This is a genomic window from Bradyrhizobium sp. SSBR45G (genome assembly GCF_030159255.1).
GTDB lineage: Bacteria > Pseudomonadota > Alphaproteobacteria > Rhizobiales > Xanthobacteraceae > Bradyrhizobium.
This window is the reverse complement of record NZ_BSCT01000013.1, coordinates 83746-107105: the sequence shown is the minus strand read 5'-3', so window position 1 is coordinate 107105 and position 23360 is coordinate 83746. Positions and strand designations below refer to the sequence as shown.

General features: G+C 66.0%; 20 protein-coding genes. 6 read left to right on the top strand and 14 right to left on the bottom strand.

Annotated elements, in window-relative coordinates; translation table 11 throughout:
* The first annotated feature begins 422 nt into the window (after positions 1 to 422).
* Positions 423 to 920: a GNAT family N-acetyltransferase gene (locus QQL87_RS17340; protein WP_284420212.1), complete on the top strand. Its 498-nt coding sequence runs from the start codon at positions 423 to 425 to the stop codon at positions 918 to 920.
* Between the two features lie 279 nt (positions 921 to 1199).
* Here QQL87_RS17340 and QQL87_RS17335 read toward each other — a convergent pair whose 3' ends face one another.
* The 9 genes from QQL87_RS17335 to QQL87_RS17295 all read right to left on the bottom strand — a co-directional run bounded on the left by QQL87_RS17335 (position 1200) and on the right by QQL87_RS17295 (position 9883).
* Complete coding sequence (locus QQL87_RS17335) at positions 1200 to 3059, bottom strand: hypothetical protein (RefSeq protein WP_284420149.1); 1860 nt, start codon at positions 3057 to 3059, stop codon at positions 1200 to 1202.
* Positions 3060 to 3994: 935 nt separating this feature from the next.
* A complete protein-coding gene (locus tag QQL87_RS17330; protein WP_284420148.1) occupies positions 3995 to 4744 on the bottom strand; it encodes a hypothetical protein in 750 nt (249 codons plus the stop codon).
* A gap of 138 nt (positions 4745 to 4882) precedes the next feature.
* Complete coding sequence (locus tag QQL87_RS17325; RefSeq protein ID WP_284420147.1) at positions 4883 to 5176, bottom strand: DUF1330 domain-containing protein; 294 nt, start codon at positions 5174 to 5176, stop codon at positions 4883 to 4885.
* A gap of 174 nt (positions 5177 to 5350) precedes the next feature.
* The gene (locus QQL87_RS17320; protein WP_284420211.1) at positions 5351 to 5647 is read right to left on the bottom strand and encodes a copper-binding protein; all 297 of its coding nucleotides are present in this window, start codon (positions 5645 to 5647) and stop codon (positions 5351 to 5353) included.
* A gap of 150 nt (positions 5648 to 5797) precedes the next feature.
* Entirely contained in the window at positions 5798 to 6259 is a 462-nt protein-coding gene (locus QQL87_RS17315; protein ID WP_284420146.1) for a cupredoxin domain-containing protein, read from the bottom strand.
* Positions 6260 to 6308: 49 nt separating this feature from the next.
* On the bottom strand, positions 6309 to 7643 hold the full coding sequence (locus QQL87_RS17310) for a multicopper oxidase family protein (RefSeq protein ID WP_284420145.1): 1335 nt from the start codon (positions 7641 to 7643) through the stop codon (positions 6309 to 6311).
* A 13-nt stretch (positions 7644 to 7656) separates the two neighbouring features.
* On the bottom strand, positions 7657 to 9069 hold the full coding sequence (locus QQL87_RS17305) for a TolC family protein (protein WP_284420144.1): 1413 nt from the start codon (positions 9067 to 9069) through the stop codon (positions 7657 to 7659).
* 10 nt (positions 9070 to 9079) lie between these two features.
* Positions 9080 to 9364: a hypothetical protein gene (locus QQL87_RS17300; RefSeq protein ID WP_284420143.1), complete on the bottom strand. Its 285-nt coding sequence runs from the start codon at positions 9362 to 9364 to the stop codon at positions 9080 to 9082.
* Between the two features lie 72 nt (positions 9365 to 9436).
* Entirely contained in the window at positions 9437 to 9883 is a 447-nt protein-coding gene (locus QQL87_RS17295) for a hypothetical protein (protein ID WP_284420142.1), read from the bottom strand.
* A 219-nt stretch (positions 9884 to 10102) separates the two neighbouring features.
* Here QQL87_RS17295 and QQL87_RS17290 point away from each other — a divergent pair, with 219 nt between their 5' ends.
* Together QQL87_RS17290 and QQL87_RS17285 are read left to right on the top strand one after the other, a co-directional pair.
* Positions 10103 to 11341 carry an MFS transporter gene (locus QQL87_RS17290; protein ID WP_284420141.1) on the top strand — a complete coding sequence of 413 codons (1239 nt, stop codon included), beginning with the start codon at positions 10103 to 10105 and terminating at the stop codon, positions 11339 to 11341.
* Between the two features lie 311 nt (positions 11342 to 11652).
* On the top strand, positions 11653 to 12990 hold the full coding sequence (locus QQL87_RS17285) for a TAXI family TRAP transporter solute-binding subunit (RefSeq protein WP_284420140.1): 1338 nt from the start codon (positions 11653 to 11655) through the stop codon (positions 12988 to 12990).
* 12 nt (positions 12991 to 13002) lie between these two features.
* On the opposite strand, the gene QQL87_RS17280 is transcribed toward QQL87_RS17285, so the two are convergent.
* Complete coding sequence (locus QQL87_RS17280; RefSeq protein WP_284420139.1) at positions 13003 to 13410, bottom strand: DUF4864 domain-containing protein; 408 nt, start codon at positions 13408 to 13410, stop codon at positions 13003 to 13005.
* 246 nt (positions 13411 to 13656) lie between these two features.
* On the opposite strand from QQL87_RS17280, the gene kynU reads away from it, so the two are divergent.
* The 3 genes from kynU to QQL87_RS17265 are packed head-to-tail and all read left to right on the top strand — an operon-like array spanning position 13657 to position 16545.
* Entirely contained in the window at positions 13657 to 14850 is a 1194-nt protein-coding gene (kynU, locus tag QQL87_RS17275; RefSeq protein WP_284420138.1) for a kynureninase, read from the top strand.
* Positions 14847 to 15686 carry a tryptophan 2,3-dioxygenase gene (gene kynA / locus QQL87_RS17270; protein ID WP_284420137.1) on the top strand — a complete coding sequence of 280 codons (840 nt, stop codon included), beginning with the start codon at positions 14847 to 14849 and terminating at the stop codon, positions 15684 to 15686. Before kynU ends, kynA begins: the two co-directional genes overlap by 4 nt.
* 34 nt (positions 15687 to 15720) lie before the next feature.
* A complete protein-coding gene (locus QQL87_RS17265; protein WP_284420136.1) occupies positions 15721 to 16545 on the top strand; it encodes a hormone-sensitive lipase in 825 nt (274 codons plus the stop codon).
* 385 nt (positions 16546 to 16930) lie between these two features.
* On the opposite strand, the gene QQL87_RS17260 is transcribed toward QQL87_RS17265, so the two are convergent.
* From QQL87_RS17260 to QQL87_RS17245, 4 genes are all read right to left on the bottom strand, one after another.
* Positions 16931 to 18526: a gamma-glutamyltransferase family protein gene (locus QQL87_RS17260; RefSeq protein WP_284420135.1), complete on the bottom strand. Its 1596-nt coding sequence runs from the start codon at positions 18524 to 18526 to the stop codon at positions 16931 to 16933.
* Between the two features lie 141 nt (positions 18527 to 18667).
* Complete coding sequence (locus QQL87_RS17255) at positions 18668 to 19051, bottom strand: RidA family protein (protein WP_284420134.1); 384 nt, start codon at positions 19049 to 19051, stop codon at positions 18668 to 18670.
* Positions 19052 to 19214: 163 nt separating this feature from the next.
* Positions 19215 to 21548 carry an acetamidase/formamidase family protein gene (locus QQL87_RS17250; protein WP_284420133.1) on the bottom strand — a complete coding sequence of 778 codons (2334 nt, stop codon included), beginning with the start codon at positions 21546 to 21548 and terminating at the stop codon, positions 19215 to 19217.
* A gap of 291 nt (positions 21549 to 21839) precedes the next feature.
* Positions 21840 to 23081, bottom strand: a complete 1242-nt coding sequence (locus tag QQL87_RS17245; RefSeq protein WP_284420132.1) for an acetamidase/formamidase family protein — start codon at positions 23079 to 23081, stop codon at positions 21840 to 21842.
* Between the last annotated feature and the right edge of the window lie 279 nt (positions 23082 to 23360).

Genomic DNA, 23360 nt, shown 5'->3' with positions numbered 1-23360 from the left:
ATGCGCTTACGCACGCCGCCGCGGGACACCAGCGTCGGGGTGTCAGGACCGCACGATTTCGCCGTGCGCAACGAACCGTTCGTCGGCGCGGCACGAAGCCACGCTGCGACCCGCTGCGCCCATCGCATCCCACCTCCCACGTCTCGTGACGGTCGCGACACGCCCCTCCGGCGGAAGCAGGACGGGGAGAGATATACATGGTTTCGGAAAAAATGAAAGAGGAAAATTGCAGGACATATGGGACGCGCTTGAGATTGCGAGTCTCGAAACGTATCGCTGCACCAGCTCGTGTCTTGACCCTTCTACGGTGAGATCTTCCAATAGGCAGCTCTTTCCTTGTTGTCGGCACGGCAGCCGCAGTCCTCGCGGCGGCTGGGTTGCCTGCCAAGCACCCGCCATTCCGAATGAGCTACATTGCGGCCATGAGATCAGAAAATCCCGATGCGCGGGTCATCATCATTCGCCGCGCCCCTCCCGATTTCAGTGATTGGGAACAGGTTCGCGCGCTGATCCTTGAAGCATTCGCCTATATGGACGCACGGATCGACCCTCCGTCATCCGCATTGCGGATCACGCCGCAGTCAATGCAGGAAGACGCTGAAAAGGGGGCCCTGCTGCTGGCGGATGATGCAGGCGATCTTGTCGGCTGCGTGTTTGTGCGACCCAAGGGCGATGCGCTCTATCTGGGCAAGCTTGCCGTTCGACCGGGCCTGCAAGGCGCAGGGATCGGGCGACGGCTGGTGGACGCCGCCGGCGAGGAAGCGCGCCGGTTGGGCCTGAAAGCGCTCGAGCTGCAAACCCGCATTGAGCTGACGGAAAATCACGGGGCCTTTGGCCGCATGGGCTTCGTGAAGATCGGTGAGACTGCGCACGAAGGATTCGACCGACCAACCAGCATCACCATGCGCGCGAACGTGTAGCTGATCAGTGCGAGGGAACGCCGTCCAGGTCAAGTCCTCAGTTCTATGACTGCCGAACACGGCACGAACGGAGACAGGGAGGCTCTAACGCGAGCGCCTGGGCAGCCTCCTGAACGTCAGCTCGTGGCACGCTCCGAATGAGCCGTGCGCCGGCACGACATTCGGCGCCGGTTCTTCTCACTGAAGTGTCGCCGGCGGGACGGACGACGAATTTGGCTGGCGGCAGAAGGACCGTTGCTATCCTGAATGCCTCTGCTCCCGCGCAACATCCCGTGTCCGTCAATTCGCTTTGGCCTCGACCCACGCCTTGTCCTGATAGACGAGGCTGGCGCGGAGCGGCTGAGGGAAGCGCCGCCACCAGTTCATATCGCGAAAGCCCGATCGTCCCCAGCCATTACAATTGTTCGGACCGACATCCGTCCGGCCCTTGCCCTGGCGAACGGCGTCGTACCAGCTGACGACATCTTCCCGCGTGAAGCTGGCCGGCGCGCCATGCGCCGCCGCCGCGTCGCCGAGCCGGAGCAACGTGACGAACACAGCTGAGTTGTGCTCGACCGGATCGTCGAACTGGTCGGTGTTTGACGTATCCGCGAACGCCTTGCGCAGAATCTCTCTGGTGTGCTCGTCGGCCTGCCCGAGGCGGCAGATCGCCAGCTCCGGCACCAACGATTTGGAAGCGCCTCTGTTTTGCAGCTTGGCCAATTCGCGCTCGAAAAACGGCTCTGTCCGCAATCCGGCATCGGTCATTCTGAGGTAGAGTTCACGGAAATAATCCCAGCCTCTGGAAGCCCCAAGTGCCTCGAGCAACCGATTGACTTGATCATCTGTCATGCTCGCATAGGCCTCGCGAGGCAGCGCAACGAGGCTCTTGTCCAGCAGCCTGTACCATTTGTTGTTCACGCCGATGGAGGATCCCGTCAATTGAATGAAACGCTCCACAATGGCATCCCTGAGAGGGGCCAGCTTCTCGGGCGCCGCGAGCACGGCGTGCTCCATGTTGCCGGGCGGCGCGATCGATCCCTTGTAAACGATGTTGATGAACACGCCCGTCCCGCTTGTCTCGACGGCGCTATCGTGAACGAAGTCGACAAACTGCGCGAACAGGTCCGCATTGTGATCGCGATCGAATTGCGTCTGCCGCTGCTGATAATCATCAATTCGCTGCAAAAGCGGCTGCCACTGGTCGTCGCCCTTGTCGTCGGCATAGTCGCTGGCGAGATGTTTGCGCAGGCCGAGCACGATGCTCTCGGGCAGGTCGTAGAGCATCTTGTCGACGTTGGCGGGCGTCGTATCGACCGTCTCCAAGGTGCGGTTGAAGTTGGCAAAGCAATCCCACGACGGGGCGCCCGAGTTCAAGGCGCAGCCGATCAGAAGGAGAGGGACCGGCGAGAGCCTCCACACCGATGCCGTACGGTAGGTGGCGAATACCTTGCCGTCGAGGCTGAATTCGGTTGTTTGCTCGAGGATACCGCGGTCGCGCCGCCACACGGTGTCGTCCCCGCGGCGTGTCACGACGATTGGCTGCAGCGGTGGTTTTTCTGGAAAGTTCAATAGACAGACATTTTTGATGAAGGTCGCCACGAGAGCATTGTCATCCACGCGCAACGGTAGAACGAGGCCGAATGCAGCGCGGGATCCCTGGGCGCGCAGTCGGGCCTGCGCGGCGGATGCGTCAGAGCATTGTTGGCGAGCCAGAAGGCGATGCGAGAGAAAGCCCTCCGGCTGGAAATTCGGGTTGGCGTCATAGGTTACGGGGACGTCATAGCGCCCGGCAATCGTCTGGGCGGAATTGGTCGGCAGCACGAGCGAATATCGTGCGGGGTCGAAAGGCAGGGCGCGCGACGGATTGCTCGCCCGGATCTGCTCGGCCTTGTCACGGATGTCGCGTGTCTCTTGCAGATACGTCATGTAGTAGGCGGCATAGGCTGCGAGAGGCACGACCAAAAGGATGCGCGGCACGCGGCCCAGCGCCGCTTCCACGCCGAGGCCGATCAGGAACGCATGTACCGCGAGCCCACACCATAGCGCTCCGCCAAGCAGCATCAGCATGATTCCGGTCAACGGAAACAGCTGCAGCAGCCCAAGCGCGGCAAAGGCAATGAGAGCCCAGAACGAAAACAGGCTCGGCAATCGCGGCATGGGTCAAACCTTGTCTCGCCATAGACTGCGACCGCGCCCAACCCGTGCTCGCGTGAGTTGAACGGAGGATAGATGGCTCTTGAGGCAAGCTTGGAATGAATAATGGACGATGACGAGTTGTCGAGTCCAAGCCCGGCTTTTGCCTTTGATGGTTTACGGGCATTCAACGGCAGTTGGTCAATGTCCGGCCGTCTCCGGGCTACCGGACCTCGTGCGACGATCGCGGCGCCGCCGCTCGACCTCCGAGCTGACCAAAGCGCCATGGCTCACCTCGGCTCACGTGCCGTCGTTTGCTGACGCGACTGTCCGAAGCCGCGTTTTGGCAAACCGTGCCAGAAGGAAGGACGCGCCGGCCAAGGCCAAAGTCAAGACCAGGGTGGCAGTCACCCTCGAGTCGAGATTGTGCACCTCTCGACTATAGAGGACGTATGCCCAAGTCAGGCTGGCCACGATGCTACAACAGAGACTTACCAGCGCCAGAACCAACATCGTTCGGGAGCGAAGGGTCGCGGTGATCCGGTCGCCAAGAATTGGGATCATCTCGTTTCTCCAGGGCGGGCCTCAGCCCGTAGCGTCTTTCATATTGGGGGAGAATGGAATGTCGACAAGGGCTCGTAGCGGACCCTCCGTAGGGCGTTGAGTCAGCCTCCGCAAACGGTCCAAAGAACATTTGTCCCGAATTTGTCCCGGATCGCCGAATTCATCATGATTGGCTCATAACGCGGTCAATACCCGCCTTCGATACTTTGGAGCAGGCTGCCCTTAGTGGAATCGGTGAGCAATTCCACGCAAAGAGGTGGATAAAGTCGGTTGGCTATTACGAGAGTGGCGCGCGGTTTCCGGTGCCGTCGACCAGTACAGCTCAGCCATTGACGACTCTACGAACGATCTGACGATCCGTACGAGTTAGGCATGCGACGCCTGTTGCGACAAACTCACCGGCTACCAGAGGAGCCTTGTGCTGTCGCAGGCTGAGGTGAGGGCGTTTGCGCCGCCGCCGCTGCCGTCCCCATGCTCATCTCCCCGTTCGGCCGCTTCAGCTGCCAGCCTTGCGCCGTGCGCGTCAGGTCCGTCGGCGCTTCCTTGTCGGTTTCCCCGGAGGCCTGCAGGCGAACGCGCGTGTCGCCGATCCAGGTATCGACCTGATATTGTTCGAGGCCTTCCGGCTTGTAGCTCCATTCCAGCTTCGGGGTGTCGCCATAGGCAAACATCCCGATGCGATAGTCGATGCCGCAATTTCCATCGTCGCGGGGATCGATAGTCACAAAGCGCTTGCCGTTTGGCGACAGAAAAGGACCGCTGCCGATTGGTGTCTCGGCGCCGGTGCGACGGTTGACCAGCATCACGTAAGGGCACTCATAAGGCCTGACCAGCAGCATGTAATGCCAGTCGCCGAGGCGGCCGATCAGCCGGTAGCTGATGCAATCGGCCTCCGGCCCCTCGGGCTCGCATTCCTTGGCGTCGGTGATGACCTTGGTCTTGCCGTTGGCGAGGCCCAGCGTCAGCTTGCGACCATCGCGCCGGACGGCGCCTGTCATCTCCTTCAGGCAGGCGCTCTCCTCTGGCGATCCACCGTGGATCTCGAGCGGCTGACAGAGTGTGCGCAGGTCATAGAAGCCGGCGCCCGCGGAGGCCGGGCGCGGCGCCAGCGCTGGCCAGGCGGCGGCGCAGCTGAGGGTAAGCATCGCTGCACGGCGGAGTGAGGTGAGTTGCATCTGAGGTCTTCGGTGGAGGTGCAGGTTGCTCTCGCCAAGACAGAGAGCGGGACATCCGTTGCACATGCTTTTATGAGGATCAAGCGCGCGAAGTCCTGTCGATAGGGTTCACTCCACGCAGCCGTCGACCAGCACCAGCCGGCTCGTCGTGGTGCGGTGCCGGATTGCGAACAGGTCCTGGATGTCGGGATCGGCGAGGAAATCCGTCGCGTTCTGGCGCGAGGGGAATTCCAGGATCACGATGCGCTCCGGCGTCCAGTCGCCTTCAACAGGTGTGGGCACCGCGCCCTCGACGAGGTAGCGGCCGCCGTGCCTGGCGATGAAGGCGGGGATCGCCGCGATATAGGTTTTGAACGCCGCGAGGTCGCGAATGGCGAGGTCGAGGACGAGATAGGCTTTCATCGCGTGCTCCGTGAAGGGAGCTGCAATCATATGATCAGAACTTGACTGCAAACACATCCGGCCGCGGGTTCGCCCATCCATCCGCGCGTCATTCCGGGGCATCCATGGGCGCATCTGCACCCACGGATGAGCCTGGAATGACAGTGGAGATAGCGGGGCTCGCAAAGTGTCCTGCTACTTCCCCTTCTCGATCTTCGTCACCGTATAGCCTGACGGCTCTTCGACCGCTTCGAACTTCACCTTGTCGCCGGCCTTGAGGCCCTTGAGCATCGCGGCGTCCTTGACGCGGTAGACCATGGTCATGGCCTCGTCCATGCCGAGGCTCTTGGCCGGGCCGTGATGCAGGGTGATCTTGGCGTTGGCCTCGTCGACCTTCTTGACGTCACCGCTGATCGTGTCGGCGGCGACGGCGGGGGTGATGAGGGCGAGGACCAGCGCGGCGGCGGCTGCGAGGTGATGATCAGTTCGCATCATGTGTCTCCTTTTCCTGGTTGGTTGGAAGGGGGGTGTAGGGCGGATTGTCGGAGCGTCATCCGCCATATTGCCAAGCGGCGCGACCGCGGCGGATTACGCTAACGCTAATCCGCCCTACCGGGCTCTAATCCTACGCAGCGAGCATCGTCACTTGACGGTGACGTGGCCGGTCATGCCGTAGGTGCGATGGTCGGGGATCAGGCAGGAATATTCGAACGTCCCGGCCTTGGTGAAGCGCCACACCAGCTCGGCGGTCTTGTTCGGCGCGAGCCGCACGCCGTTCGGCTCGTCGTGCTCCATATGCGGATGCTTCTTCATGACGGCGGCGTGCTTCAGGTTCTCGGCCTTGGTGGCCAGCAGGAATTCGTGGTCTTCCTTGCCCGTGTTGCGCAGCACGAAGCGGATCTGCTCGCCGCGCTTGACCTCGATGCGCGCCGGCGCGAACTCCATCTCGCTGAGCAGCACCTCGATGGTGCGCGACGGCTGCTTGGCATCGCCGGGCTCGCCGGCGGAATAGCCTGATGGCCCGTGCTGCTCATGGCCGTGCGTCGGCGCAATGAGCATCAGGGCGGCCGCAGCCGCTGCACCGATCGCAGATCCAGTCTTCATTGAGGTCCCCTTGATGAGAGTATGTTGATCCATGCGCAGCTGGCTGTCCTCAGCGCCGCGGACGGGTCTGTGTCGTCGCGCTCTCGCTCCGGCGCACCGGCTCCGGCGCGCTTGCGACCTCATAGGCGACGCTGCCTTGAGGAAACTGATAGGCGCCGGGGTCGCGATAGTCGTCGCGGGCGAGACCGTCGCGCACCTTCACCGTCGTGAACATGCCGCCCATCTCGATCGGGCCGAACTGCCCGGTGCCCGTCATCATCGGCAGCGTGTTGTCGGGCGCCGGCATCTCCATGCTGCCCATCGCCATGCCGGTGTGGCCCATCACCATGCCATCCGGCGCGAGCTTGCCGACGGCCCGCGCCAGCTCGGCCCTGGATACGCCGATCAAATTGCGCATGTCGTGGCCCATCGCGTTCATCGTGTGATGCGACTTGTGGCAGTGGAACGCCCAGTCGCCGGGATTGTCGGCGGTGAAGTCGAGCACGCGCACCGTGCCGACCGGCACATCGGTGGTCGTCTCCGGGACTTGCGCCACCTCCGGAATCCAGCCGCCATCGGTGCCTGTGACCTTGAACTTGTGGCCGTGCAAATGGATCGGATGGTTGGTCATGGTGAGATTGCCGATGCGGATGCGCACTTTGTCGCCAAGCCGCACCGGCATGGGATCGATGCCGGGAAACACCCGCGCGTTCCAGGTCCACAGGTTGAAATCGGTCATCTCGTTGACCTTCGGCAGATAGCTGCCGGGCTCGATGCGGTAGCTCGACATCACGAACACGAAGTCGCGGTCGACCGGCGGCGGCTGGTGCGCGCGCGGGTGGACGACGATCATGCCCATCATCCCCATCGCCATCTGCACCATCTCGTCGGCATGCGGGTGATACATGAAGGTGCCGGCATGCTTCATCTCGAACTCGTAGACGAAGGTCTTGCCGGGCTTGATGTGCGGCTGGGTCAGGCCGCCGACGCCATCCATGCCGCAGGGCAGGATCACGCCGTGCCAGTGCACGGTGGTGTATTCCGGCAGTTTGTTGGTGACGAAGATCCGGACCTTGTCGCCCTCGACGGCCTCGATGGTCGGGCCCGGCGACTGGCCGTTATAGCCCCACAGATGCGTGGCCATGCCGGGCGCGAACTCGCGCGTCACCGGCTCGGCGACGAGATGGAATTCCTTCCAGTCGCCGTTCATGCGGGATGGCAGCGACCAGCCGTTGAGCGTGACCACCGGCTGATAGTCCGGGCCGGAGGTGGGACGCAGCGGCGGCTGCATCACCGCTTTGTCCATGGTCGGGGCCTCGGGAATGGCAGCAGCCTGGACGCGGCCGGAGACGGCCGTGGCGCTGGCCAGCGCCGCGGAGCCGAGCAGGGTTCGGCGTGACAACATCGGTGCGCTCCTGTCAGTCATGGGTGGGCGCGAGCGTGCTCGCGGTCTGCTGTACGCTGTCCTCGGCCGTCGTGACCCCGCCATTCACCGCGGCGGACAGCTCGGCTTCGGCGAGGAAGAAATCGCTGACGGCGTCGATCGCGGCGCGGCGTGACGCGAGGCGCTGCCGCGCCTCCAGCAGCAGCGCGAAGATGTCGACCTGCATGCTGGAGTAGCGCAGCTGCATCTCTTCGCTGATGATCTGGCGCAGCGGCAGCACCTCGCGGGCGTAGTGGCCGGCGATGTCGTAGGCCGCGCGATAGCGGCGATAGGCATCGCGCGCCTCGGACCGCACCGTGACGGCGCGCTCGGTCAGGCGGTTGAAGGCGATGTTGTAGGTCTCCGCCGCCTGCCGCACGCGGACCTCGCCGCCGTCGAAGATCGGGATCTGGAACTGCACATCATAGCCGCGCTCGCGGATGACGCGGCCGTCGGGCTCGACGGTCTTGCGGTCGAGGCCGGCGAGATCCAGCAGGGTGACGAAGCGCGCCGCCTCGTTGAGCTGCAGCGAGGTTGCGAGCGCCGTGAGCTCGAGCCGCGCGATCTGCAGATCGATGCGATGCGCGACCGCGTCGCGCTCGACGAAGGGCTGCGTCAGCGGCCGCCGCGGCAGCGCGGGCAGCCGCTCGGGCAGGCGGAAATTGAGATCGTCGCCCCACAGGCCGATCAGCCGGATCAGCCGCTCGCGTGCGCTGCCGGCCGCGCGGCGGGCGCTGGCGAGCTCCGCGGTGGTCTCGGCGTAGAACACCTGTTCGCGCGCCTGGTCGAGCCGGTTGAGCGCACCGGTCTCGCCGAGCTTTTGGGCGAGCTTCGCCGTCGCCTCCGCGGCCGATTGCGCCTCGAGCAGCAGCGCCACTTGCTCGTTGGCGGCCACCACGCGGACATGGGCGCGGCGGACCTCCGCGGCGAGCCGCAAGGTGGCGAGCGCCGCCTTCAGCTGCGCCTGACGAAAGCGCTCGCGCGCGATCTCCGAACGCAGCGGCAGGGTGGCGAGCGCGAGGATGTCGCCGGCAACCTGGCGCTCGGCCTCCAGCGCGCCATCGCCGCTGATGCGCATCAGCGAGAAGGTCGGGTTCGGCGGCAGGCTGGCCTCGACCCGGTCGGCGTCGCTCAGCGCGAGCTCATGATAGGCGGCTTGCAGGCCCTTGTTGTTGAGCAGCGCGAGCTGCACGGCCGCATCGCTCGACAGCGTCCGTGCCAGCAGGGTGCGGGTCACGGCACCGACGCGCTCGGCGTCATCAGCGCTGCGGACCGAGGTGACGTCCTTGCCGATGGTGCGGCCGGTGATGTCGGCGACGACGCTCATGCCGCCATCGGGCGAGAACGAGGCGCAGCCGCCGAGCGTGAGGGCCGCGGCGAGCGCCGCGCGCCTGAGGAGTCCTGGCATGCGTCTGCTCCTAACGGCTCGGTTCGGAGCGCGGCTCGCCGGGATCGCTGCGCGGTCCCCATGCCGCGGGGGCGACCGGGCGCAGCGAGGTGTAGGGCGCGGTTGCCGAGGCGGCGCGCATGGGCGCCGCCCGGGCTGCAGGGTCAGCCGGATCAGGGCCGGATAGCGCGACCGTGCGCGGCTGGCAGGCGCTCAGCGTCACCAGCAGCGCCGACGCGCACAACAGCATTGGAAATGGCAGGCCGCGCCGCGCCGGATGTCCGGCCGCAGGCGTCGCCTTTGGATGCGACAACATGAGGTGTCCTTGGGTCTGTCGATGATCAGCGACAGGACGCGCGCTTGCCGCGCGCGGCCCCGCGTCGTTCGCTCAGACCAGGACGATGGGGGGACGATCGAGCCGCGCTGGCATGCGCCCGGGCAGGCGGGTTTCACGGGCGGCTTCGCTGGCTGCGGCGAGTGGCGAAGGCAGCGTGACGGCCGGCATCACCGCCGTGAGTCCGACAGCGCACATCATCGCGCAGCAGGGCCCCGGCGTCTTGCCGTGATCGTGATGCGTGGGCGCGGGCGCAGGGACCTGCCCGGTATGAAGGCCGGCATCGGCCGTTGCATGGTCATGATGATGCGCGTGAGCGGTATGCATCTGCGGCATCACGCCGTCGGCCATCGCATGATCAGCGCCGTGATGATGAGAGGCGGCAACGACCGCTTCGTCGAGGCACGGCGCAGCCCCGTGGGCGAGCGCGAGCGCCACGCCCGGGCTGAGCACGCAGAACAGGTAGGCGAGGACAAGCAGCCGTCCCGCCAGAACCCGCATTCTCCGTGTCAGTCCCAGTGACATCCGCGCGCAAATCGCTCCGTTTCGGTGAGCAGTCTAGCCCAGGAGGCGCTGCGCCGCAAAGAGGGCTGAGCAGCAGCTGCCGTCTCGCCATGCCTGCATTTGTCACGAATCCCTCTGTTGCGCTGCTTCTGCATGGCCAATGCTGCAGCAATGTGGCTTGACCGGATGGGATGCGGCAACGAAGTTGCTGCCATCGTGCACGGACCCAACACAAGATTCGAGGAAGCGCCTCACTTCGTTCCGGACTCGCGCCAAGCCTGGGCGCGGCTGGTGCTCGCGCTCGTCATCGGGTCCATCGGCGGCGCCGGGATGTGGACCGTCGTCGTCGTGCTGCCGACGGTGCAGGCCGAGTTTGCCGCGAGCCGCGGCGCGGTCTCGCTGGCCTACACACTGACGATGTTCGGCTTCGGCCTCGGCGGCGTCATCGTCGGCCGCATCACCGACCGGTTCGGCATCGTCACCGCGATGGCGCTGAGCATCGCCTGCACGGCGTGCGCCTATCTGCTCGCCGGCGCCTCGGTGACGTTGTGGCAGTTCCAGGCGGTGTATTTCCTGATCGGGCTCGGCTCGTCCGTGACGTTTGCGCCGCTGATGGCGGAGGCTTCGCACTGGTTCGAGCGTTATCGCGGGCTTGCGGTCACCATCGTGGCGTCCGGCAATTACGTGGCCGGCACGGTGTGGCCGCCGCTGGTGAATTTCGGCGTGCAGCAGATCGGCTGGCGTGCCACCCATGTCGCGCTCGGCATCTTCTGTGCGGTGACGATGAGCGTGCTGCTACTGGTGTTGCGTGCCCGCATGGGCGGTTCCGGCGCGCATGACCATAGCCAGGCCGCGCCGCCGCAGCTGAGCGTGCCGATCTCCACCAATGCGCTGACCGTGCTGCTCAGCGTCGCCGCCATCGCCTGCTGCGTGGCGATGGCGATGCCGCAGGTGCATATCGTCGCCTATTGCGGCGATCTCGGTTATGGCGTCGCCGTCGGTGCCCAGATGTTGTCGCTGATGATGGCGCTCGGCATCGTCAGCCGGATCGGCTCGGGCTTCCTCGCCGACCGCGTCGGCGGCATGCGCACGCTCTTGATCGGTTCGCTGGCGCAGGGCTTTGCGCTGCTGTTCTACCTGTTCTTCGACGGGCTGACGTCGCTCTATCTGATCTCCGGCATGTTCGGCCTGTTCCAGGGCGGCATCGTGCCGAGCTACGCCATCATCGTGCGCGAGGCGATGCCGGCGCGCGAGGCGGCCACCCGCGTCGGCATCATCATCTTTGCCTCGGTGTTCGGCATGTCGTTCGGCGGCTGGGTGTCGGGGGTGATCTTCGACGCCACAGGATCCTATTCCGCCGCCTTCGCCAATGGCATCGCCTGGAACGGACTCAATCTGGCGATCGTGGTGACGCTGCTGATCCTGGCGCGGCGGCAACACAGGCTGGCGGCCTGACCGCAAGGATAGACCCAAGAGTGTTGTGCGGCGGCCACAGTCAGACTCCCTTCTGAGAGTCATATGCACGCCGTCATACAAAATCCCGGTCGGCGCCGCAAAACGATCGAATCAAATCACGCAACTATGATCTCGATCGGAGCCCGGGGGCCATTGGGACCTCGCGTTTCGCATCGCGAGGTGGATTGTCGCGAGGTCTCAGCCGAGGCCGCGGTCGCCCGTCGCTGGCTGACACAAAGCGGCGAGGTGAAAGCTCCGGATGGTCGGGATCGTTGCGGCGGCATCGCGATGGTGCAGGAGGCCGTTGCGCTATGTCGATCGTTTCACATGCTGCTTCGCGATTGGCGTTCGCGGCGCTCGCAATCGGGCTCCTGACGAGCCATGCGGCAGCCCAGATCTGGCCACAACCGCAGACCCCACCGCCGCAACGTCCGGCGGCGACCCGCTCCCTGATCGTTCCGGTGGCCCCGGCGCCGGCCAAGCCCACCGCCGCCGCCATCCCTCCTGCGCCGCCGCGGCCTGCCGGTCTGCCGGCGTCGCTGTCGCCGGCGCCCGGCAGCGGGCCTGACGTGTGGCGGCTGCCGAACCCGAACGACGTCAACGACGGCACCGTCACGATCATCACGGCGCCCGCGGGCGGCGCGACCTCGGTGTTCGGCTCGGACATGGCGCGCGTGCTGGACGACCAGACCAACGTCCGCGTGTTGCCGGTGCTCGGCAAGGGCCCGGTGCGCAACGTCTCGGACATCCTGTTCCTGAAGAGCATCGACATGGGCGCGGTCGCCGCCGACGTGCCCGAATTCTACCGCCTGCAATACGGCATCCCGGACATCACCTCGCAGCTGCGCTACATCGCGCGGCTCTATCACAACGAGATCCACGTCATCGCGCGGTCCTCGATCCGCTCGATCTTCGACCTCAACGGCAAGCGCGTGATCGCGCCGACCGATGTCGGCTTCTATTCCGCGCGCGTGATCTTCAACCGGCTCGGCATGACCGCGTCGTTCGACTATGCGACGGATGATGCGAAATCGATCCAGAAGCTGATCGACGGCGAGGCCGACGCCTACATCGTCTCGACCGGCAAGGTGTTCCAGCTCGCCCGCAACATCCGCAACGAGAACCGCGCCCTGCATCTGGTGACGATCCCCTATGACCGCCGGCTGCAGGACCTCTATCTCCCGACCACGCTGGCGTCGGAGGAATATCCCAACCTGCTCAATCCCGGCGAGACGATCGAGACGGTGGCGATCGGCATGCTGCTGGTCAGCTACAACTGGCCGGAGAATACCGAGCGCTATCGCAAGGTGGCGCGCTTCGTCGAGGCGTTCTTTGCCAACTACGACGAGTTCATGAAGCCGCCGCGGCATCCGAAATGGAAGGAGTCCAGCATCGTCGCCAACATTCCGGGCTGGAAGCGCTTCAAGGCCGCGGACGACTGGCTGCTCGCGCGCAACATGACGCCGAGGCCGCAGGTCGCCGACGTGCCGCGGCCGCAAGTCGCCGACGTGCAGCAGGCGCAGTTCGAGAGCTTCGTACGCCAGAGCGGCGGGCAGCTGTCCAACGATCCGACCGAGCGGAGCGCGCTGTTCCGCCAGTTCCTGCAATGGCGCCAGCAGCACGGCGGGCCGCCGGCGCCGACGCGCTGAATGCGCACGTGCTCAAACCGCCTGGCCGGCCTTCAGCAGCGAGCAGCCGGTGATCTTGAGGCTGCCGTCGGGCTGCGTCTGCAGCGTGTAGAGCGCCTCCCAGGCCTCGCCCTCGGCATCGATGATCTGGACACGCTGCGCGATGGTGCCATTCTCGACCTGTGACGGACCGAATTCGAAGCTGCGGTGACGGTAGACCGGCGGGTAGCCGCTCTTGACCATCGTCATGAAGATGTCGGCGCTGGGAAACATCGCCTGAATCTCGGGGGCCGCCTGGGCATAGGCGGCTGCACCATCGTCGCGGGCGAACGCCTGCTCCTGGGCACGAATGACGCTCTGTGCGGCGCCGGCATCGTCGGCCGCGCCGGCGGGCTGGGTCAGCAGCGCCATCAGCAAGGCGAGCGGCAGCAGGAAGCGCATGTCGGGTTCTCCAGGTGGATCGCGACGCCGTATCATGCGCCGTGGCGCGCGCGTGACAAGCCCTCCGTGGCGCGGCAATGTCGCGGGCTGGCGGCGATCGCCCGTCCGGAATGTGTCGAGGAGTCACGGACACGTGCGAGGAGGAGCCATGCATCCGGCGCGGTGCGGGCCGCGGCGCAGCCAAGGTTCACTGGCAGGATGCGGCGCGAATCGTGCATGCAGGGCCGCGACGGAAGCAGGAGCAGCATGACCGATTTTTCCAGGACCCGATCGCTCTTCACGATCCCCGAAGGCGTGATCTATCTCGACGGCAACTCGCTCGGTGCGCTGTCGTCAGCCGTGTCCGCGCGCGTCAGCCGCATGATCGAGGCGGAGTGGGGCGGCGAACTGATCCGCGGCTGGAACAGCGCCGGCTGGATGGTGCAGCCGCGCCGCGTCGGCGATCGCGTCGCGCGGCTGATTGGCGCTGCGCCCGGCACGGTGGTCATGGGCGATACGCTCTCGATCAAGGTGTATCAGGCGCTCGCCGCGGCGCTGTCGCTCAATCCGAGCCGCCGCGTGATCCTGTCCGACAGCGGCAACTTCCCGTCCGATCTCTACATGGCGCAGGGCCTGGTCCGCATGCTCGGCGATCGCGCAGCCTTGAAGGTGGTCGAGCCCGAGCAGGTCGAGGCGGCGATCGACGACAGCGTCGCGGTGCTGATGCTGACCGAGGTGGACTACCGCACCGGCCGCATGCATGACATGGCCGCGCTGACGAAGAAGGCGCATGCCGCCGGCGCGCTCACGGTGTGGGACCTCGCGCATTCCGCCGGCGCGGTGCCGGTCGATCTCGCAGGGTGCGACGCCGATTTCGCCGTCGGCTGCACCTACAAATATCTCAATGGCGGGCCCGGCGCGCCGGCCTTCATCTATGTCGCGCCCCGCCATGCCGATGTCGCGCCGCCGGCGCTGTCGGGCTGGATGGGCCACGAGGCGCCGTTCGCCTTCGATCTGGATTATCGTCCCGGCGGCGGCATCGAACGCATGCGCATCGGCACGCCGCCGATCATCGCGCTCGCCGCCCTCGATGCGGCGCTCGACGCCTGGGACGGCGTGTCGATGCAGGATGTCCGCAAGGCCTCGGTCGCGCTGTCCGAGCTGTTCATCGCCGAGGTCGAGCAACGCTGCCCGTCGCTGACCTTGGCCTCGCCGCGCGAGTCGTCGCGGCGCGGCAGCCAGGTGTCGTTCCGCCACGCGGACGGCTATGCGATCATGCGCGCGCTGATCGCGCGCGGCGTCATCGGCGATTTCCGTGCGCCGGATGCGCTGCGCTTCGGCTTCACGCCGCTGTACATCGGCGAGGCCGAGGTACGTGCTGCGGTCGACATTCTTGAAAAGGTCCTCGTCGAGAAGCTGTGGGACAAGCCCGAATATCGCCAGAAGGAGCTCGTGACATGAGCGGCGCGCCCTACGATCCTGCCGCCGACGGCGCGCAGATGAATTTCCGCGAGCGCATGTCCTACGGCGACTATCTGAAGCTCGACCGGCTGCTCGATGCGCAAGCGCCGCTGTCGGCGGCGCATGACGAGCTGCTGTTCATCATCCAGCACCAGACGTCGGAGCTGTGGATGAAGCTCGCGATCCACGAGATCAAGGCCGCGTTGGCGGCGATCGCCAGCGACAATGTGCAGCCGGCGTTCAAGATGCTGGCGCGGGTGTCGCGCATCTTCGAGCAGCTCAACGGCGCCTGGGACGTGCTGCGCACGATGACGCCCAGCGAGTACACGCTGTTCCGCGACAAGCTCGGCGAATCCTCCGGCTTCCAGTCTTTCCAGTATCGCTCGATCGAATTCCTGCTCGGCAACCGCAACCTCGCGATGCTGCGCCCGCATGCGCATCACCCCGAGCTGACGGCCGAGCTGGAAGCGATCCTGGCGAAGCCCAGCCTGTATGACGAAGCGCTGCGGCTCCTGGCCCGGCGCGGCTTCTTCATCGGCGCCGACGGGCAGCGCACCGACTGGCGCGGCTCGCGCAGCGAGAGCGCCGAGGTCATTGCGGCCTGGACCAGCGTCTACCGCGATCCGCAGCGGCATTGGGAGTTGTATGAGCTCGCCGAGAAGCTGGTCGATCTCGAGGACTACTTCCGCCGCTGGCGCTTCAACCACGTCACCACGGTCGAGCGCATCATCGGCTTCAAGACCGGTACCGGCGGCACGTCAGGCGTCAACTATCTGCGCCGCATGCTGGAGATCGTGCTGTTCCCCGAACTCTGGAAGCTGCGCACCGGGCTATAGAGCCGTCGCGCGCTCATTCGAACAGGAGATTGTCATGCTCTACGCCGTCAAGGACTGGGATAACGCCTATGCTAACGGCCCGAACATTGCCGGCGGCGAGCGCTGGCCGGGCCTGTGGGTCGGGCCGGCGGAAGCGTATCGCGCTGAGCTGACGGGGCAGGGCCGCGCGAAGCTCGACATCGCCTATGGCGCGCATGAGCGGCAGCGCCTCGATCTGTTCCTGCCCGAGGGGACGCCGAAGGGCCTCGTCGTGTTCGTGCATGGCGGCTACTGGATGCGGCTCGACAAGAGCTACTGGTCGCACCTTGCAACAGGCCCGATCGCGCGCGGCCATGCCGTGGCGATGCCGTCCTACCGGCTGTGCCCCGAGGTCGGGCTTGCCGACATTTCGGCCGATGTCGCGCAGGCGATTGCCCGCGCGATGGACGAGGTCGCCGGACCGGTGGCGCTGACCGGCCATTCCGCTGGCGGCCATCTCGTCAGCCGCATGATCTGCCGCAGTGCGCCGCTGTCATCCGAACGGCAGGCACGCATTGCCAGCGTGGTCTCGATTTCCGGCCTGCATGATCTGCGCCCGCTGCAGCGGACGGCGATGAACGACACGCTCCACATCGACGACGCGACGGCGCTGCGCGAGAGCCCGGCGTTGCTCGTGCCAGTCGACGGCGCCAAGCTCACCGCCTGGGTCGGCGGCGCCGAGCGCAACGAATTCCGCCGCCAGGCCCAGCTGCTCGCCAACATCTGGACCGGCCTCGGTGCGTCCACCGCCTATGTCGAGGCGCCCGACCGGCACCATTTCGACGTCATCGACGAGCTGGGGGATCCGGAGAGCGGGTTGGTGCAGGCGCTGGTGGGGTAGGGCGCTCCGTCTGCTGGAGATCGAAACGTGGCCGCGCAACGCTTCGTTCGGTGCATGCGTTCTGCGGTGACAGCGCCACGATCTCATCTCCCCTCCCCCTTGCGGGGAGGGGTCGGGGGTGGGGGTCTCCGGGCGCTGAACTCAATTGAGTGCGCTGTTGATATCTCTCCGGATGCGAGGGATATTGGAAGCGCCGATCAGGATATTCGCTCGTAACGGTATGTCGGAAGGACGCCAAGCGTGGGCGATGACGATGGTCGTTGCTGAGCTTCAACGCTCCTCATATCCAGCGGGACTCGTGGACCCCCACCCCCGACCCCTCCCCGCAAGGGGGAGGGGAGCTCACCGTCAGTACGGTGATAGCCCGAATCCAACTACGGCCGCATCACCCCTCCGCCACGGCATCTCCCCACGCATGGAAGATCTCCGTCGCGCCGCTGTTCATGTCGCCGTCGCGCAGCACGATGCTGGGGCAGGCGAATTTCATCGGCATGGTCTGGACCGAAGCGGGCACGGTCTCGAACTTCGCGGTGAGGGCGTTCATCACCTCTGCCGGCAGCCGCGTATCAGCCCCAACCACCTCGCCTTCGCTGGCGTCGATGCGGGGCTGGTGGATCGCGGCATCGAGGTCCATGCCGTAGTCCATCACGAAGGACAGCATCTGCGCCACGGCGGGCAGGATGCGGCGGCCGCCTGAGGCGCCGAGCGCGAGGCGCTTGCCATCGGCGGCCTGTGCCAGCACCGGCGTGTAGTTGGTGAGGCAGCGCTTGCCGGGCGCGAGCGAGTTGGTCGAGCCGGGCGTCGGGTCGAACCACATGATGCCGTTGTTCATCATGATGCCGCTCTGCGGCGCCTGGAACTTCGAGCCGAAGCCCGACAGCAGGGTCTGCGTGACCGCGGCCATGTTGCCGTCGCGGTCGACCACCGAATAGTGCGTGGTGCAGGCCGGCGCGAGATATTCGGCGCCCAGGGCGCGCTTGCCCGCGGCATCGCCCATGTCGTTGAGCCGCTCGCGATAGGCCGATTGCAGCGCCTCCGCATAGGCGATGAAGGCGCCGGCGTCAGGCGCCTTGCCCGTGGCCGTGATGTTCGCCTGCATCAGCCGCAGGGCGTGTGCGAGCGTTGGGCCGGCGGTCAGCTCGGGCGTCGCGAATACGGTGCCGCCGCGATAGGGAATGGCCAGCGCCTCCCGGACATGGGCCTCGAATGCCGCGAGATCCTCGACCGAGAGCGCGCCGCCGGCGGCCTGGATGTCGCGCGTGAGGGAGCGTGCGATGTCGCCCTGATAGAAGTCGCGCGCACCGGCATGAGCCAGATGCGACAGCGTCGCCTTCAGCTGCTCCTGCGGCATCCGCACGACAGCCTTGGCGCCCCATTGCGGGTTCGGCGGCAGGCCATCCTTCAGATAGGCGGCCGTGCTCGCCGGATAGCGGCGCAGATCGGCGGCGCAGCTCGAGATCATCACGGTGGTCCACCAGTCGACCAGCAGTCCTTCGGCGGCGAGCTTCACGCTGGGCGTGACGAGATCCTGCCATGGCAGCCGGGCGTAGCGGCGGTGCGCGGCCTCCATGCCGGCGACGACGCCGGGCACCGCGATCGCGCCGGGGCCGTGCAGATTGCGATCGTTCTTGACGCGCGCCCATGGGAACAGGTCGGGGGCGACCGTGCCGTCATTCGCCAGCGGATAGTCTTCGAGACGAAGCGAGTCCGGCGCGCGCATGCCGTAGTCGATCACCTCGACGCGGTTTTCCTTGGCGCGGTACAGCACCATGGCGCCGCCGCCGCCGAGCCCGCTCATCCACGGCTCGAGCACGCCGAGCGCAAAGCCGGTCGCGATGACGGCATCGATGCAATCGCCGCCAGCCGCGAGCACCTCGGCGCCGATCTCGGCCGCGCGCCGCGACTGTGCCGCGACGATGCCGCCCTTGCTGGTCACCGCCGGCTTGCGGATGTCCTGGCGATTCGAAAACTGGTTCGGCATGGCACTCCCCCGAAGATCCGCCGCAATTGTCCGGCGAATTGACACCGGCTGTGAAGGCCGCGCAATCGGCAACAGCGTGGAGCTCCCATCCCCGAGGGAATGACGGAACGGCGCGTTGAGGAGAAATTTACCTTTCGGAGCTTAAGGTCTCCGGCAGACCAGATCGATCTCGATCAGCGCGTCATAGGCAAGGCCGGTGACGCCGACGCAGGTGCGGGCCGGCAGCCGGTCTGCGGGGAAGAATGAACGGTAGGTTTCATTCATTGCCGCGTAATCGCGCTTGAATTCGGTCAGGTAAATCCGAGATATCACAATGTGTTCGAGCCCAAGGTTCAGACCTTGGATGATGTACTTCAAGTTCTGCATCACCGCCTTCGTCTGCTCCACGATCCCCTCCGGCAGCACGCCCGGCGCCTGCGGTGAATCCGGCATCTGGCCGGTGACGAACACGAAGCCGTCGGTCTCGACCGCGTGGCTGAACGGCGCCACCGGCTTCGTCGCGCCGGAGATCATGTGGAACTGCATGGTGAGTCCTTTCTGTGAGTGAATGAGTAGGGTGGGCAAAGCGGCGCCGCAGGCGACGCGTGCCCACCATTGTGAGCCGCGGTGGGCACGGCGCGGGATGGATCATGTCTGGATTCGCGGGCCTGCGGGCGCGCCTTTGCCCACCCGACGATTCAAAGTGAACTCAGCCTGCATCCTCGAACAGCCGCTTGCTCAGGATCGCGTGGACGCCCCAATTGCCGTCGACCACCTGCGTCACGCCGAAGTCGACCGCGGCCGACATCAGCGCGACGGCCTCGTCCTCGCTCAGCCCTTTGACGTGCATCAGGAAGCGCCGCATCTTGCGGAACGCGTCCTTCATCGCGAGGTCGAGCGAGGAGGTGTTGTAGACCTCGCTCTGGCCCTGCGCGCCGAACTCCGCGAGATAGTTCGGATGACTGAAGCCGGTCAGCACCCAGTCGGTCGCGGTCTCGATCAGGGGATAGCTGAGATCCGCAAACGGTTTTCCGGCGAGCCGGCTCTTCTTGTGCAGGATCACCTGGAACGTGCCCGTCATCGAGCATTCGATTGCGGTGCCGCCGAGTTCGCCGTCGCCCTGCGTCGCGTGGGGGTCGCCGACCGACAGCAGCGCGCCGGGAACGGCGACCGGCAGATACACCGCAGAGCCCTTGCCGAGCCGCCAATTGTCGAGATTGCCGCCGAAATAGGACGGCGGAATCGAGTCGACGAAATCGACCTCGCGCGGCGCCACGGCGATGACGCCGAAATGCGGCCGCAGCGGAATGCGGATGTTGTCGAGCACGCCATGGCGGCGCTTGATGCTGCCGGGCACCACCGGCACGCCCGGATAGTCGTAGGTCGCGTGCACGATTCCGGCTGGATCGGTCTGCGGCTCCCAGCGGTAGGAATAGAGCGCGCGCGCATGCGGCTCGGGCGCGTCGGCGAAGATCTCGTAGATCGTCACGGCCTCGCGCGGAGCCGGCGCTGCGATCAGCTCGTTGTAGTGATAGCCCCACCATGCGGCGACGCTGGAGCCGAACACGCGGCCTTGATGTGTGGGATTGCGGCTCGGCCGCGGCACGATGTCGAGGATGCGCACCTCGAGCACATCGCCGGGCTGCGCGTCCTTGATGGTCACGGGGCCGGTGCAGATGTGCACGCCAAAGCCTTCGCCGGCACCGCGTCCGAACACGCTGGCGTCCATCGGTCCGGCGCCGCGGCGGTCGACGTTCTTCTTCGCCCGGGTCCAGCCGAACACGCTCTGCGCCCCGGCATCGCCTGCGATCATCAGTTCCGGATCATCCGAGGCGTGCTGCGTCAGCGTCTCGATCGTAATCGTGTCGCCGGAGGAAATCTCCAGCTGCGGCGGCAGCGAGCGGCTGAAATAGCCCCAATGCACGCGCTCGGCCGAGACCGCGAGGTGATGGTGGTGCCGCTGCGCGTCCTGGTCGTTGGCCGGTGCGGGCAGCGCGATGTCGCTCCTGGACGAGGCCGGCGACTGAGAGGTCCGCTGCAGCGCCAGCGCATCCTGTGGCCAGCCGCGCTGGCCGCGCGGCGCCGTTGATGTTACCGCCTGCTCGGCCTTCTGCTGCCGGAACTCGCGCGGGGACAGGCCGAAGCGGGCGCGGAAGCTGCGGCTGAAATGCGCCGAGTCGGCAAAGCCGTAGCGATAGGCAATCTCGGAGATCGAGTGATGAGCCTCGGCCGGATTGGACAGATCGGCCCAGGCCCGCTGCAGCCGCCGCTCCTTGACGTAATGCGTGAAATTGTCGCCGGCGCTCTCGAACAGTTTTTGCAGGTAACGTTCGGAGATGCCCTCGGCCTGGGCGACGCGCGCGGGCGTCAGCTCGGCATCGTCGAGACCGCGCTCGATGGTCTGGCAGATCCGGTGCAGGATCGCGGCCTGGGTGGCGCTGCTGCCGCCCTCGGACGTGAGGGCGGCCTGCTGATGCGCAAGCGTCAGCGCGAGATCGACGAGGCTCTGCGCCACCGTGCTCCATTCGGCATCGCTCAGGGTTTCGAGCGCCCGCGCGGTGGCCTCGATGGTGCGGCAGACGACATCGGCGAGTCCGCTTGGCGCGATCACCTGCGGCTTGGCGAATTTCAGCTTGCCGCTGATCCGGCCGTGCAGGGCGTCCGATGTCACGGAGAGGACGATCGCGCGCAGATCGCGCTGAAATGCGATACTCCAGTCATCGCCGCGCGGCAGCAGCATCAGATGCCCTGCCGGCACGATGCGATGGCTGTCGCCGCTGCGGAGCACGGCGCCATCCTCGATCGCGAGCAGCGCGATCGGGAGATCCTCATGGGCCAGCGGCACCGCCGCCACGATCTGGGATCCCGCCGCCAGCCGCGACAGCGCGATGCCAGGCGCATGGCGGTGCGAGGCCGTCGCGTGGCCGTCATAAAACGCCGTCTTCGCCGCCGGCTGCAGCCCGACCGCCTTCAGGACATCACGCCACGCCTCAGGACGTTCGTCCCGCGCATAGGATTCACTGGTGAACGGACGAAAACTCATGGCACGATCCGGGTCCGGGAATTCGAAGCAACCCCCGTGCCAGATGAGCCTCATGGTCTGTCGCTTCCCCATCCGTGTGTCGGAGTTGCTCAGTCGTCTGCTCCGGAACTCATGTCGATCGGCGGTGTCGCCACACTCGCGGTCTGTTCCCCTCCCCCTGGCGGAGAGGGGTCAGGGGTGGGGGTCCACGGCGGCAGTTTCGCTTGGGGCACCCCCCACCCCGACCCTCCCCCGCAAGGGGGGAGGGAGCGCACCGTTGTCTGGGCGAGGGTTTGTGTCACCAACGCCCCATCAATCACATCGGAACACGTTCTTCCGGATCGTGCCGTGGACGCCCCAATTGGCGTCGACCACCTGGGTGACGCCGAAGTCGGCGCCGACCGACAGCAGCGAGATCGCCTCGTCCTCGCTCAGGTGATGCACGGTCATCAGGAAGCGGCGGAGTTTTCGGAAGGCGTCGCGCATGGCGCGGTCGAGGCTGGAGTGGTTGGCGATCTCGGTCTGGGCGTTGGCGCCGAGCTCGGCGAGATAATTCGGGTAGGTGAAGCCATAGACCGACCAGGCCTGGTCGGTCTCCAGCAGCGGATGGGTCAGGCCTTCGAGCGGAGTGCCGCCGAGATCGCTCTTCTTGTGCAGGATGAACTCGAAGTCGCCGGTCAGCGAGGTCTCGATCGCGGTGCCGCCGAGCTCGCTGTCGCCTTGTGCGGCATGGGGATCGCCGACCGAGAAATAGGCGCCGGGCACCGCGACCGGATAGTACATCCGCGCGCCCTTGCCGATGCGCCAGTCGTCGATGTTGCCGCCGGTGTAGCTCGGCGGAATCGAGGAGACATAGTCGGCCTCCGACGGCGCCAGCCCCATGGTGCCGAAATGCAGCCGCGCCGGCACCTTGATGCCCGGCATGATGTTCTCGCGCTTCTTGATCGTGGTGTGGTCGACCGGCACGCCGGGATAGTCGATGGTCGGATGCACGATGCCGTCGGGATCGGTCTGCGGCGTCCAGACGTAGTTGTAGACGGCTTTGGCGAACGGCTCGCCGGAGGTGTCCAGCTCGAAGATGGTGATGACCTCGCGCGGCTTCGGCTCCTCGATCAAATCGTGATAGTGAAAGCCCCAGTTCGCGGCGGCGTTGGAGCCGAAGCATTTGCCGGCGTGGCAGCCGCACTGGCTCGGCCGCGGCTTGATGTCGAGGATGCGCACCTGCAGCACGTCGCCGGGCTCGGCGCCTTCGATCGCGACCGGGCCGGTGAGCAGATGCACGCCGATGCCTTCGCCGGAGCCGCGGATGAACGGGCCTTCGGTCGGGCCGGAGCCGCGCCGCGCGATCGCCTTGTGCTCCTTGGTCCATTTGAACACGCTCTCGGCGCCCGGATCGTCCTTGATCATGCGCTCATAATCGTCGTTGGCGTGGTGCGTCAGCGTCTCGATCGTGGCGCGATCACCGGAGCGCAAGGTGAGCGCCGGTGTCACCACCTTGGAGAAATAGCCCCAGTGGACGGTCTTCTGGGACACCGGCAGGAGATGGTGCTTCATGCAAGGGCCTCTTTGCTCAAAGATCGAGAAACGAGAGAATGTTGGCTCGTACGCGGGTTCCGGCGCGGTCGCGAGGCGGGGGCCTCATGGTTCGAGACGGCGCTGCGCGCCTCCTCACCATGAGGGGCAAAAGCGGAGGCACTGCACACCGGACCATGAACACGCCGAGAGGCGTGTTCATGGAGAGGGTTGGGAGCACGCGCCCCACACCCACGAACCTCATCCTGAGGAGCCCGCCGCAGGCGGGCGTCTCGAAGGATGGCCAAGGGCACGCGCTGG

Bases quoted from the DNA above. Each gene is read 5' to 3' on its own strand.
- QQL87_RS17285 (WP_284420140.1), top strand. From the start codon at position 11,653: ATGTCGATCGTTTCACATGCTGCTTCGCGATTGGCGTTCGCGGCGCTC.
- QQL87_RS17310 (WP_284420145.1), bottom strand. From the start codon at position 7,643: ATGTTGTCACGCCGAACCCTGCTCGGCTCCGCGGCGCTGGCCAGCGCC.
- QQL87_RS17325 (WP_284420147.1), bottom strand. From the start codon at position 5,176: ATGAAAGCCTATCTCGTCCTCGACCTCGCCATTCGCGACCTCGCGGCG.
- QQL87_RS17250 (WP_284420133.1), bottom strand. From the start codon at position 21,548: ATGAGTTTTCGTCCGTTCACCAGTGAATCCTATGCGCGGGACGAACGT.
- QQL87_RS17340 (WP_284420212.1), top strand. From the start codon at position 423: ATGAGATCAGAAAATCCCGATGCGCGGGTCATCATCATTCGCCGCGCC.
- QQL87_RS17295 (WP_284420142.1), bottom strand. From the start codon at position 9,883: ATGCGGGTTCTGGCGGGACGGCTGCTTGTCCTCGCCTACCTGTTCTGC.
- QQL87_RS17255 (WP_284420134.1), bottom strand. From the start codon at position 19,051: ATGCAGTTCCACATGATCTCCGGCGCGACGAAGCCGGTGGCGCCGTTC.
- QQL87_RS17320 (WP_284420211.1), bottom strand. From the start codon at position 5,647: ATGCGAACTGATCATCACCTCGCAGCCGCCGCCGCGCTGGTCCTCGCC.
- QQL87_RS17335 (WP_284420149.1), bottom strand. From the start codon at position 3,059: ATGCCGCGATTGCCGAGCCTGTTTTCGTTCTGGGCTCTCATTGCCTTT.
- QQL87_RS17300 (WP_284420143.1), bottom strand. From the start codon at position 9,364: ATGTTGTCGCATCCAAAGGCGACGCCTGCGGCCGGACATCCGGCGCGG.
- QQL87_RS17330 (WP_284420148.1), bottom strand. From the start codon at position 4,744: ATGCTTACCCTCAGCTGCGCCGCCGCCTGGCCAGCGCTGGCGCCGCGC.
- QQL87_RS17315 (WP_284420146.1), bottom strand. From the start codon at position 6,259: ATGAAGACTGGATCTGCGATCGGTGCAGCGGCTGCGGCCGCCCTGATG.
- QQL87_RS17265 (WP_284420136.1), top strand. From the start codon at position 15,721: ATGCTCTACGCCGTCAAGGACTGGGATAACGCCTATGCTAACGGCCCG.
- QQL87_RS17305 (WP_284420144.1), bottom strand. From the start codon at position 9,069: ATGCCAGGACTCCTCAGGCGCGCGGCGCTCGCCGCGGCCCTCACGCTC.
- QQL87_RS17245 (WP_284420132.1), bottom strand. From the start codon at position 23,081: ATGAAGCACCATCTCCTGCCGGTGTCCCAGAAGACCGTCCACTGGGGC.
- QQL87_RS17280 (WP_284420139.1), bottom strand. From the start codon at position 13,410: ATGCGCTTCCTGCTGCCGCTCGCCTTGCTGATGGCGCTGCTGACCCAG.
- kynA (WP_284420137.1), top strand. From the start codon at position 14,847: ATGAGCGGCGCGCCCTACGATCCTGCCGCCGACGGCGCGCAGATGAAT.
- QQL87_RS17260 (WP_284420135.1), bottom strand. From the start codon at position 18,526: ATGCCGAACCAGTTTTCGAATCGCCAGGACATCCGCAAGCCGGCGGTG.
- kynU (WP_284420138.1), top strand. From the start codon at position 13,657: ATGACCGATTTTTCCAGGACCCGATCGCTCTTCACGATCCCCGAAGGC.